Consider the following 11,779-nt stretch of genomic DNA (forward strand, 5'->3'; position numbering starts at 1 on the left):
AGCATGGCGCTTACTGACCAGTCCACCCGTATCCGTACCGGCGAAGAACTCGATGCCAGCCTGATCGATCCATACCTCAAGGCCCACATTCCGGGTCTGAGCGGCTTGCCGCAGATCAGCCAGTTCCCGGGCGGTGCGTCGAACCTTACCTATTTGCTGGAATACCCCGAACAGGAGTTTGTCCTGCGTCGGCCCCCGTTCGGCCACAAGGCCAAATCCGCCCATGACATGGGCCGCGAATTTCGCATCCTCAATCAATTGCGCGAGGGTTTTCCGTACTGCCCCAAAGCCTACGTGCATTGCACCGACGAATCGGTGATCGGTGCCGAGTTCTACGTGATGGAACGGGTCAACGGCATCATCCTGCGCTCGGAACTGCCAGCGGAACTGGGGCTCGATTCAGCGAAAACCGAAGCCCTGTGCAAGAGTTTCATCGACAAGTTCGTCGAACTGCACCAGGTCGACTACAACGCTTACGGCCTGGGTGACCTCGGCAAGCCCGAAGGTTACGTGGCACGGCAGATCAAAGGCTGGAGCGACCGCTACGAAAAAGCCCTGACCCCCGATGCCCCACAGTGGGACGTGGTCAAGGCCTGGCTCAACGACAAGATGCCCGCCGACCACCCGACGTCCAGCATCGTTCACAACGACTACCGTTTCGACAACGTCATCCTCGACCCGAACAATCCGATGCAGATCATCGGCGTGCTCGACTGGGAACTGACCACCCTCGGCGATCCCTTGATGGACCTGGGCAATACCCTCGCCTACTGGATCGAGGCCGACGACCCGGCGCCGGTGCAGATGATGCGCCGCCAGCCGAGCCACGCCCCGGGGATGCTGACCCGCCGCGAGTTCGTCGACTACTACGCCCAGCGATCCGGCATCCAGATCGACAATTTCGATTTCTACTACACCTACGGCCTGTTCCGCCTGGCCGGCATCGTGCAGCAGATCTACTACCGCTTCTACCATGGCCAGACCCAGGACAAGCGCTTCGCGCAGTTCATTCACATGAACAAACTGCTGGAGCAGATGAGCTTGCAGGTCATCCAGAAATCCAGCCTCTGATACCAACACGACCCGCAGGAGCCAGGCTTGCCGGCGAATCAGACACTGCGGTGTAGCGGTCATACCGCGTCATCGCTCTTCGCCAGCAAACCGCACCTACACCTATCAGGCCTATAACAAGGAAAAACCATGTCCAAGACTCAGTTGTTCGACCTCGACGGCAAGATCGCATTCGTCTCCGGCGCCAGCCGTGGCATCGGTGAGGCCATCGCCAAACTGCTGGCCCAGCAAGGTGCCCACGTGATCGTCTCGAGCCGCAAGCTCGAGGGTTGCCAGCACGTGGCCGACTCGATCATTGCCGCCGGTGGAAAAGCCACCGCCATCGCCTGCCACATCGGCGAAATGGAACAGATCAGCCAGGTGTTCGCCGGGATCAAGGAACAGTTTGGTCGCCTGGACATTCTGGTCAACAACGCCGCCACCAACCCGCAATTCTGCAACGTACTGGATACCGACCTCGGCGCCTTCCAGAAAACCGTCGACGTGAATATCCGCGGCTATTTCTTCATGTCGGTCGAAGCCGGCAAGCTGATGCGCGAAAACGGTGGCGGCAGCATCATCAACGTGGCCTCGATCAACGGCGTTTCGCCGGGGATCTTCCAGGGCATTTATTCGGTGACCAAAGCGGCGGTCATCAACATGACCAAGGTTTTCGCCAAGGAATGTGCGCAGTTCGGCATCCGCTGCAACGCGCTGCTGCCAGGTCTGACCGATACCAAGTTCGCTTCGGCACTGGTCAAGAACGAGGCGATCCTGAACACCGCGTTGCAGCAGATCCCTTTGAAACGCGTGGCGGACCCGAGCGAAATGGCCGGCGCGGTGCTGTACCTGGCCAGCGACGCCTCCAGCTACACCACAGGTGTTTCGCTGAACGTGGACGGCGGTTTCCTGTCCTGATCCCTGATCCACACAAATCCCTGTAGGCGCAAAGCTTGCTCCTGCAGGGTTTGTGTATTTCTGCTTACTGGGTGATGCAGCGGGTGGTCGTGGTGACTCGGGTCACCTCGCCGTTTTCGTCACGCACATCGCCCAGGACGTCGGTTTTATCCAGGGTCTGGCAAGTACGTTCAGGCGGTGGGGGTGGAGTGACAGGTGGGGGTGGTGGCGGACTGGCACAACCACCGAGGATCGCTGCGCAAAATGCCAACGACAAAGGTGTACAAACGCGTTTCCCAAGATTTTTCATAGGTTGACCCGCGATAAGTGATCGACACCTTTTTGTGACAACAAAACCCGCGCGCAAAATCCACGGACCTGTCACAAAAAAAAGTACTCGCGTATCACTTATAGCCCAATCATGAGCAAGGCCATGAAAACCTGGCAGTTCTTACATCACCGAATCGGAGCGATGCAAGGTGTTGCTCTGCAATTCATAACGCAATTCTTCAATCAGGGCTGCCGCGGCTTCGGCGGTTTGCAACGTGGCCATGTTCAAGCCACTGACCACCAGGTCCACCTGCCCGGAAAGAGGATGGTAGAGCTTGACCGTCAATGAATGGTCGCCGCTGATGCTGCACTCACAGGCCAGCGGTGAAAAACTCTGTTCGATCAGGGTCCGCAACTGGGCCAGCGTAATCATTGCGGTGGGCCCTGGCGGCATATTCCGTGGTATTGCAGGTTCATGAGGCCGTTCCTTTAGCGGTTTCGTGGGGACAGACAAGCGATCAGCAGACGCCTGCCCTGCACTACCAGCCTAAAAGCCGCTACACCGAGCCAACACATTAATTTGCACCCGGTGCATTAGTGCATTTGCACCTTAACGTTGCCCCTTGTTTCGCCCCGCGCCTGCAAACAATCCACGCTCGCGTGCCCAGACAATCGCTTCACTGCGGCTGTGAACATCCAGTTTGGAGTACACCGTCGCCACGTGATTACGTACGGTATTGGGTGCCAGTTTCAAGCGTGCGGCGATTTCCTTGTCGGCCAGGCCTTCGCAGATCAGGCCCAATACATCACGCTCGCGCGCGGTCAGATCGGTGAAGGAAACGTCGGGCAATCGTGGTGAGTTGACGCTCTTCACGTTGGCCAGCTTTTCAATCAGCGTGCGGCTGAACCACGAAGCGTCTTTCATCACTTCTTCGATAGCCGACACCAGTTCCAGCTCGGTGCGTTTGCGCTCGGTGATGTCCATCAGCACCAGCAGGTAGCACGGGCTGTCCTGAATGTTCACGGTGTCGGCTGACACTGCGCAATCAATCAGGCCGCTGTCTTTGCTGCGCACGCGAACATCGACGCGATCCAGCCTGCCGGTTTTCTCCAGTGCCGCGAACAGCCGCGCACGGGCGCTCTTGTCATCGAAGAAATCAATGTGCGCAATACTCTCACCCAGGACCTCCTCGCTGGGGTAACCGAGGGTGTCGAGAAACGCTTCGTTGACATCGAGCACTACCTGATCCCCCGCACCGCACAGCAGAATCGGCACCGGGGACAAGCGAAAGGCTTTGGCGAAACGCTCCTCGCTCTGGCGCAAGGCGACTTCAGCCTTGTGCCGCGGCTCCATGTCGACGAACGAAAACAACATGCAAGGCTCATCGTTGAGTTCCAGGGGTTGGCCGGCAACGATCACCTGCTTGCCAGTACCGTCAGCCATGCGCAATTCCGCCTGCATCTGCGGGATGGTGGTCCCTTCGAGCAAACGCTGCTTGGCCAATTCCTTGTTTTCGGCCTGTTCGAGTACGTCCAACTCGTAGGTGGACGTGCCGATCACCTGGTCGCGGGCAAAATCGGTCATTTCAAGGAAGCCGGGGTTGACCTTGATGTAGCGCAAATCACTGAGGCGACAGATCACAGCGGGCGCGGGGTTGGCGGCGAAGGTTTTTTCGAAACGCTGCTCGGCGCTGGCCCAGTCGGTGACGTCGTCCATGATCAACACCAGGGATTCCGGCTCGTTTCGGCTATCGGCCAAAACGATGCTGCGTACTTTGTGGACCCACGAGCGCTCGTCTTTGTCCGCCGTGGAGCTGACTTCCACCAGCACATCGCTGAACGTCTCGCCCCGCGCAACGCGGTTGATCGGGTAGCTGTCGACCGGCACCTCATGATTGTTGCGATAGCGCAGGGAGAATCGCTTGGCGTAGGCCTTGGCGTTGTTTCCCAGATCGCTGACCTGTTCGACGCCGTGCATGGCCAGCGCGGCGTCATTGGCCCAGAGAATAGTCTGGTCGGGGTCGAGCAGGATGACCCCGTCAGACAGGCCGGCGATGATCTGCTGCAACTGGCGGCGATTGGTTTCGGTGGCGAGGACGTCCTGGCTCATTGTGGCTCCACACGTGTAATGACCCTGTGAAGACTACGACCGCAGGTGTATCTGATCGTGCGAAGAACCTGTGGGAGCCAGCCTGCTGGCGATGGACTTCAACGATAACGCGCCCTGTCTGAATGATCGCAGTGTCCGGACGTTCTTCGCCAGCAGGCTGGCTCCCACAGGGGTTGAGGCACATCCGGAAGAGATTAGCCCCACAAAGGTTTGGGTTAAACCGTTCGATCTTGCAGCACCAACTCGCGCAACGTATCGAGAAACAGCTTGAGCACCGGCGAATCATCATCTGCGCGGTAAGTGGCGTACAGCGGGACTTCCGGCAATGCCGGGGTCAGGCGTCGGAACACCAGGCCCGCCGGCGCCAGTTGCTCAATGGACGCCGGCAGCAACGCCACGCCGAACCCGGCACGCACCAGGCTGAGCAAGGTTTGCACCTCGATCACCTGCTGGCGGATCTGCGGGGTAAACCCGGACTGGAGACAGCACTGGAACAGAAAATCGGCGAACCGCGACTGCTTCAGTTCCAGGGCCACGAATGGCTCCAGGGCCAGATCCGCAGGCGCCAGGGTTTCCCGCGTCGCCAGTGGATGATCGATTGGCATGACAACCCGGATCGGCTCGTAGATCAGCAGTTCGTTGCGCAACTGCGGATCGTCATAGCCGACCCGGAACACACAGGCATCGATGCGCTTCTCCTTCAACGCCTTGACCTGCGCCGCCGGGGTCATTTCGTGCAATCGCCAGTTGACCTGCGGATAACGCTCACGAAACAGATGCAAGGCCCGCGGCAGCACACCGACCATCACCGAGCTGATCATGCCGATTTCCAGCTCGCCCAACTGGCCGCGGCCGGTCTGGCGGGTCAGGTCCAGTGCGCGGTTGAGCTGTTCGAACACCAGCGGTGCCTGTTCCTTGAGCATCTGCCCGGCGGCGGTCAGTTCAACGCGGTGATGGCTGCGCTCGAACAACGGCGTGCCCAACTCCTCTTCCAGCAAGCGAATCTGTTGGCTCAGTGGTGGCTGGCAGATGTGCAGCCGAGTGGCGGCGCGACCGAAGTGCAACTCTTCGGCCAGCGCCATGAAATACCGCAGCAAGCGCAGGTCCATGCCGTTTACCCCAGGTTCAGCGGTGTCGAGCGTTGACGCACCCCGGTCAGACTGAACAAGGCATTGGCGATGGCCGGGGCCACCGCCGGGCTGCCCAGCTCACCGACACCACCGGGTTTGCCCGGTTCGCCGTCGACGATCAGGATGTCCACCGCGGGCATGTCCGACATGCGCGTCACCCGATAATCATGGAAATTACTCTGCACCACCCTGCCCCGTTTGATGTCCAGTCGATCGAACAGTGCATGGCCGAGGCCCCACATCAAGCCGCCATAAATCTGCTCTTCGACACCACCGGGCGACACCGCCAAGCCGCAATCGACCACGCACGTGAGCTTGTCGACGTTGATTGCGCCGTCCTTTTTCGACAGGCGCGCGACCACCGCGATGAAACTGGTGTAGCCCTGATGGGTAGCGATCCCGAGCGCCGTCCCCTCCGGCAGTGGCTGGCCCCAACCGGCACGTTCGGCAGCGCTTTTCAGCACGGCGACATGCCGTGGCCGCTCGTGCATATGGGCCAGGCGAAAGGCCAAGGGGTCTTGCCCGGCGCCATCGGCCAGTTCATCCATGAAGCTTTCCACGGCAAACACATTGGGGATGAAACTCACCGAGCGATACCAACCGCTGGGCACATTGCTTTCATGTTTGACCCAGATCAGGTCCAGATTGGCCGGACGATAGGCGAAATCCCAGGCCGTGATGGCTTCGGTGGTGCTGTAATCCATTTTGTCCGGACGCTCGAAATAACCCGGCTCCCATTGTTCCGGCGAGGCCGGCGACACCGCGTTGAGCTGCAACGCGGTCAGGCGCCCCTGTTTATCGAGTGCGCCCTTGACGCGGTGCAGCGTCGCCGGATGCATGAACAACGAGCGCATTTCATCTTCGCGGCTGTTCATCAGCTTCACCGGTACTTTGGCCTGCTGCGCCAGATAAGCCACCTCAAACAACCAATACTTGGCTTCTCGCGCACCAAAACTGCCGCCGGACACCATTTCGTTGATGATCACCTTGTCCTTGGCGATTCTGCACACCTTTTGCGCTGCCTCCAGCGCCGATGACGGCACCTGCACCCCGCCCCAATAAGTGATGGCATTGTCCTTGACCTGCGCTGTGATGCAGATCGGCTCCAGCGGGTTCTGCACTTTGTACGGCATGCGGTAATCGGCTTCGAGCAGCTTCAACGCGACCGGCCATTGCGCGCCTACATCGCCCGCCGCCATGGCGGAGACCCGTTGCGCGCCTTTGTCATCCAGCGCTGCGGACTGGGCCTTGACCAGTTCGTCGCTGTCGAAACCGGCCAATGGCGATTCGCTCCATTGCACCTTGAGCAATGCCCGGCCCTGATGCGCCGCCCAGTAGTTGTCGGCCAGCACCGCGACGCCTTCCACGTTGCCACCGAGCACGTCAGGCCGCCCCGGGACGGCAATCACTTGGCGCACACCGGGCACTTGCAAGGTCGCGGCGGCATCCACCGACAACACCTTTGCACCGATCACCGGCGTGCGTTGGATGACTGCGACCAACATGTCCGGCAGCTCTACATCGATGCTGTACTTGAAGCGCCCGCAAACCTTGGCCTGGGCGTCGCGCTTATGCCGAAGCTTGCCGATGTAGCGAAACTGCGCCGGATCCTTGAGCGTGACCTGGGCCGGTGCCGGCAGTTCGGCGGCAACGTCCACCAGTTCAGCGTAAGCGAGACTGCGCTGGCTCGCGCCATGCACCACGCGCCCTTCAACGGTGCTGCAACTGTCGGGGCTGACTTTCCATTGCCTCGCTGCCGCCGTGATCAGCAACGCCCGGGCCGTGGCGCCAGCCATGCGCAAGCGGTCGTACTCCAGCGACACACTGGTACTGCCGCCCGTGGAGAAGACTTTCCAGACCGGATGAATGTAGGTGTCGAAAAACGGATCTTCGGGCGAGATCACCTGCACAGTCATCGGGTTGACATCCAGTTCCTCGGCCACGCAAGCCGCCAGAGCCGTGTGCGTTCCGGTGCCGGAATCGTGCTTGTGCACCACCAGTTTCACCGTGCCGTCGGGCAGGATGCGCACCCAGGCATTGGGTTCGAACGTTCCCGTCGGCGTCGGGGCTTTGGGGTCAGTCGCGCCCAGGCTCGATGGCAGATAAAACGCGATGGCCAGACCGCCGGTAGCGGTCGCGGCTTGCTTGAGAAACACGCGCCGCGCGAGATTCACTTGGGAGATCGTCATCACGCCTCCTTCGACGCGGACGCCGCGCGCTTGATCGCTTTGTTGATGCGTCCGTAAGTGCCGCAGCGGCACAGATTGCCGGACATGGCATTGCGAATCGAATCGTCGGTGACCGCAGCGCCAGTGTTGAGCAGCGCGGCGGCGGACATGATCTGCCCGGATTGACAGTAGCCGCATTGCGGGACATCTTCGGCAACCCACGCCAGTTGCAGCGGATGCTCTTGTGTCGCTGACAGACCTTCGATGGTGGTGATGCTGTGGCCCGCCACGGCGGCGACCGGCAACTGACAGGATCGCACCGCGACACCGTCCAGGTGCACGGTGCAGGCACCGCACAGGCCCATGCCGCAACCGAACTTGGTGCCGGTGAGTTTCAAGTGGTCACGCAACACCCATAACAAGGGCATGGAGGGCGATGTCTCTACCAGCTCGTGTCGTTCGCCGTTTACCGTGAATTCGATCATTGTCAGGCTCCAAGAGAGCGGCCCGTCTTTGTGCAGGCCTGGTGATCGATTATTGGAAGCCTTGTGAAAACCGGGCCAGCGACGATTTCTGCCATCCTGTGTAAGTAGGACTAACAGCATGTACAAGCGATACCCGTCGGTGCAGTCCATGAGCGCATTCATCCAGGCGGCGCGCAGCGGCAGTTTCTCCAGCGCGGCGCGCAAACTCGACCTGACTCACAGCGCCATCAGCCAGCAGATTCGCGCCCTTGAGGACTTCATCGGCCAGCCGCTGTTCGTGCGCGAAGGTGGCGGCAGTAACCTGACCGATGCCGGGCAATTGTTCGCCAGTGTGTTGTCCGACGGATTGGCGCAGATCGACCGGGCGCTGTCTTCGGTGAAAAACCGCAGCGTGACCCAACGGCTGACCCTGGATGTCGACAGTGAACTGGCCCAGAGCTGGCTCAATCCGCGCTTGCCGCAATTGCTGGGTCTGTTGCCCGATCATGAGGTGGTGCTGTTGTCGATGCCACGCTCGGACCGCAGCGCGTTCGAGCGCGTCGACCTCGCCTTGCGTTACGGTTATGGCGATTGGGAAGACTGCGAGATGACGCAGATCTGCGGTGATCGGGTGATGGCGGTGGCTTCGCCCGAGCTACTGGAGCGCTATGGTTTGCAGTTGCCGTTGAGTCCGGCGCAGATCCTTGAATTGCCTTTGCTGGGTTACACGCGGCGCTCCTGGATACCATGGCTGGATGCGGCGGGCATGCCTCCCGTGGAGCCTCCTGCGCGGGTGGTCTTTGATAACGCGGCGAACCTGATTGCCGCTGCCGAAGCCGGGGTCGGTGCCGGGCTGGTGCGAGGTCTGCTGGCCGCGGATGCGTTGCGCAGCGGGCGGCTGGTGGCGCTGAACGACGCGCAGATTGCGGCGCATTACAACCTGTATGCGGTCTGGCCGCGTGGGCAGGCCGAGCGGGTGGCGCCGGTGGTTGAGGCGGTCAGGCAGCTGGCCTTGCTTACACAACACTGACGCCATCGCTGGCAAGCCAGCTCCCACAGTGACCGAGCTGGCAATCCAATCTCTGTCACACCACAAAACCTGTGGGAGCTGGCAAATCCAATCTCTGTCACACCACAAAATCTGTGGCAGCTGGCAAATCCAATCTCTGTCACACCACAAAATCTGTGGCAGCTGGCAAATCCAATCTCTGTCACACCTCAAAACCTGTGGCAGCTGGCAAATCCAATCTCTGTCACACCTCAAAACCTGTGGCAGCTGGCAATCCAATCTCTGTCACACCACAAAAGCTGTGGGAGCTGGCAAATCCAATCTCTGTCACACCACAAAATCTGTGGGAGCTGGCAATCCAATCTCTGTCACACCTCAAAACTGTGGGAGCTGGCAATCCAATCTCTGTCACACCAAAAAACCTGTGGCAGCTGGCAAATCCAATCTCTGTCACACCAAAAAACCTGTGGCAGCTGGCAAATCCAATCTCTGTCACACCACAAAACCTGTGGGAGCTGGCTTGCCAGCGATGAGGCCCGCCGGGTCGATACAAAGCCATATCGAACGCATATCAAACCCCCGCCCAATTAATATTGTACGAACCCGACACCCCCTTCCAATACTTCCCCCCAAGCAGCCAGCGTCCCGAGCCGGATGCGACCAGGCGAGGGAATGCGTGAGTCTTTGCGCATAGAAATGGCCGATTGCCCGGGACGTGGCTGCTGTGAACCGCAAGGTTCCCTTCCCCGCTATCAGGAGATCGACTTCAATGATCATCGATATCAGCTGCTATCCCACCGATCTGGTGGACCTCGCCTGGAGGCATGACGGTGACCCGTTCACCGGCGAGCGTCTGCTGGAGATGATGGATGGCCCGTACATGGTCAACGGCAAGCCTCGCCGCATCGACAAAGCCTTCATCCAGCCACCGCAGGGCAACACCATCTACACCTGGACCGACGGCGACCTCAGCGGCCGCGAGTCCATCGACGCGTACATGGCCTACACACTGAAAATGGTCCAGACCTACCCGGACCGCTTCATCGGCTGCTTCGTCTACAACCCGCGCTGCGGCGTGGAAAACGGCGTCGAGGCGATCGAACGCTACGTCAAGGAACACGGTTTCAAGATGGTCCAGATGCAGGCCAACATGCATGCCTACCGCCCGGACCGTGCGCTGGACTGGGTGCGCCCGGCCTTCGAGAAATGCGCCGAGCTGGGCATCCCGGTCAAGCTGCACACCGGCGACGGGCCTTACAGCATCCCCTCGGAATGGGTGCCGATGATCAAGGAGTTCCCCAACGTCGATTTCATCATGGCGCACTTTGGCGTGCAGACCGGTGGCGTCTACGTGTTCGAACCGATGCAATGGGCGATGGAGCTGCCCAATGTCTACTGCGAATCGGGCTGGTGCCTGCAATCACGGATCGTCGAATTCGCCAAGGTCCTGCCGACCCACAAGATTCTGTTCGGCACCGACACCCCGCCGAACGAACCGGGCATGTGGCTGCGCCTGCTCGAAGTGTTGTGCCACGAGCCGCCGCAGGGCCTGAACCTCGACGAGGACACCCTGGAAGAATACCTGGGCAACAACACTGCCCGGATGATCGGCCTCGAACCGACCCCGCCGCCACGCTCGGTCAGCGAAGCACAGGCGCAACTCAAGCGTCCCGTCACCACGCAACTGGCCAGGAGCTGAACCGATGATTATCGATACCCATCTGCACCCCACCAACCTGGTCGACGAGGCCTGGCGCCACACCGGCGAACCGTTCACCGGCGAGCGCATGCTCAAGCTGATGGACGGCCCTTACATGATCAATGGCAAACCGCGCCGTATCGACATGGGCTTCATCCAGCCGCCACCGGGCAACACCGGTTATCGCGACGGTAACCGTCGGGGCCGCGAGGGCGTGCGCGATTACATGTCGTACGTCGCTGAGTTGTGCGTGAAGTACCCGGACCGCTTCATCGGCAACTTCAACTTCAACCCGCGCTGGGGACCGGAAAACGGCGCGGCGGAGCTGGAATTCCATATCAAGGAATACGGCTTCAAGATGCTCAAGCTGCACGCCAACATGCACGGCTATCGCCCGGACCGGGCGCTGGACTGGCTGCGTCCGGCCATGAAAGTCTGCGCCAAGTACAACATCGTGGTGCTGATCCACACCGGTGACGGGCCGTACACCATTCCGACGATGTTCTACCCGATCATCCGTGAGTTCCCGATGGTCAACTTCATCATCGGCCACTTCGGCATCCAGACCGGCGGCAACTACTCGTTCGAGGCGTTCTGGATGGCCATGGACACGCCAAACGTCTACTGCGAATCCGGCTGGTGTTTCCAGTCGCGGATCGTCGAGTTCGCCAAGGACCTGCCACGCAACAAGATCGTGTTCGGCACCGATTCGCCGCCGAACGAACCGGGCATGTGGCTGCGCGAACTGGAAGTGTTGTGCTCACCCGCACCGCAAGGCCTGGGCATCGACGAGGACCACCTTGAGGATTACCTGGGCAACAACATCGCCCGGCTGTGCGGCATCGAACCGACGCCGCCGCCCAAGGACCTGATCGAGGCGGACATTCGTCTGACCACGACGTACCTCTAACCCGCAAAACCTGTAGGAGCGAGCCTGCTCGCGATGGAGGTCAACGATGACGCCGTGCTGTCTGGAATCCCG

At 60.3% G+C, this 11,779-nt stretch carries 11 protein-coding genes; 5 read left to right on the forward strand and 6 right to left on the reverse strand.

Annotation, left to right across the window (positions count from 1 at the left end; all coding sequences use genetic code 11):
* Positions 1-3: 3 nt before the first annotated feature.
* Both ASD60_RS04595 and ASD60_RS04600 read left to right on the forward strand, forming a co-directional pair.
* Positions 4-1,071: a phosphotransferase family protein gene (locus ASD60_RS04595; protein WP_056852857.1), complete on the forward strand. Its 1,068-nt coding sequence runs from the start codon at positions 4-6 to the stop codon at positions 1,069-1,071.
* Between the two features lie 129 nt (positions 1,072-1,200).
* The gene (locus tag ASD60_RS04600) at positions 1,201-1,968 is read left to right on the forward strand and encodes an SDR family oxidoreductase (RefSeq protein ID WP_056852858.1); all 768 of its coding nucleotides are present in this window, start codon (positions 1,201-1,203) and stop codon (positions 1,966-1,968) included.
* Positions 1,969-2,032: 64 nt separating this feature from the next.
* Here ASD60_RS04600 and ASD60_RS28745 read toward each other — a convergent pair whose 3' ends face one another.
* From ASD60_RS28745 to ASD60_RS04625, 6 genes are all read right to left on the reverse strand, one after another.
* Entirely contained in the window at positions 2,033-2,257 is a 225-nt protein-coding gene (locus ASD60_RS28745) for a hypothetical protein (RefSeq protein ID WP_131107556.1), read from the reverse strand.
* Positions 2,258-2,398: 141 nt separating this feature from the next.
* Positions 2,399-2,650 (reverse strand): DUF1652 domain-containing protein, encoded by a 252-nt coding sequence (locus ASD60_RS04605; RefSeq protein ID WP_056852859.1) that lies wholly within the window; start codon positions 2,648-2,650, stop codon positions 2,399-2,401.
* 177 nt (positions 2,651-2,827) lie between these two features.
* A complete protein-coding gene (locus tag ASD60_RS04610; protein ID WP_056852860.1) occupies positions 2,828-4,327 on the reverse strand; it encodes a helix-turn-helix transcriptional regulator in 1,500 nt (499 codons plus the stop codon).
* 215 nt (positions 4,328-4,542) lie between these two features.
* Positions 4,543-5,436: a LysR substrate-binding domain-containing protein gene (locus ASD60_RS04615; RefSeq protein WP_056852861.1), complete on the reverse strand. Its 894-nt coding sequence runs from the start codon at positions 5,434-5,436 to the stop codon at positions 4,543-4,545.
* Between the two features lie 5 nt (positions 5,437-5,441).
* Positions 5,442-7,646, reverse strand: coding sequence for a xanthine dehydrogenase family protein molybdopterin-binding subunit (locus ASD60_RS04620; protein WP_056852862.1), 2,205 nt, complete (start codon positions 7,644-7,646; stop codon positions 5,442-5,444).
* Entirely contained in the window at positions 7,646-8,110 is a 465-nt protein-coding gene (locus ASD60_RS04625) for a (2Fe-2S)-binding protein (protein WP_056852863.1), read from the reverse strand. Before ASD60_RS04625 ends, ASD60_RS04620 begins: the two co-directional genes overlap by 1 nt.
* 118 nt (positions 8,111-8,228) lie before the next feature.
* Between ASD60_RS04625 and ASD60_RS04630 the strand changes: the two genes are divergently transcribed.
* From ASD60_RS04630 to ASD60_RS04640, 3 genes are all read left to right on the forward strand, one after another.
* Positions 8,229-9,119, forward strand: a complete 891-nt coding sequence (locus ASD60_RS04630; protein ID WP_056852864.1) for a LysR substrate-binding domain-containing protein — start codon at positions 8,229-8,231, stop codon at positions 9,117-9,119.
* A gap of 748 nt (positions 9,120-9,867) precedes the next feature.
* Complete coding sequence (locus tag ASD60_RS04635; protein WP_056852865.1) at positions 9,868-10,797, forward strand: amidohydrolase family protein; 930 nt, start codon at positions 9,868-9,870, stop codon at positions 10,795-10,797.
* 4 nt (positions 10,798-10,801) lie between these two features.
* Positions 10,802-11,707, forward strand: a complete 906-nt coding sequence (locus tag ASD60_RS04640; RefSeq protein ID WP_053158646.1) for an amidohydrolase family protein — start codon at positions 10,802-10,804, stop codon at positions 11,705-11,707.
* Positions 11,708-11,779: the final 72 nt, after the last annotated feature.

Origin of the sequence: Pseudomonas sp. Root562 (assembly GCF_001427125.1) — a bacterium.
Taxonomy (GTDB): domain Bacteria; phylum Pseudomonadota; class Gammaproteobacteria; order Pseudomonadales; family Pseudomonadaceae; genus Aquipseudomonas.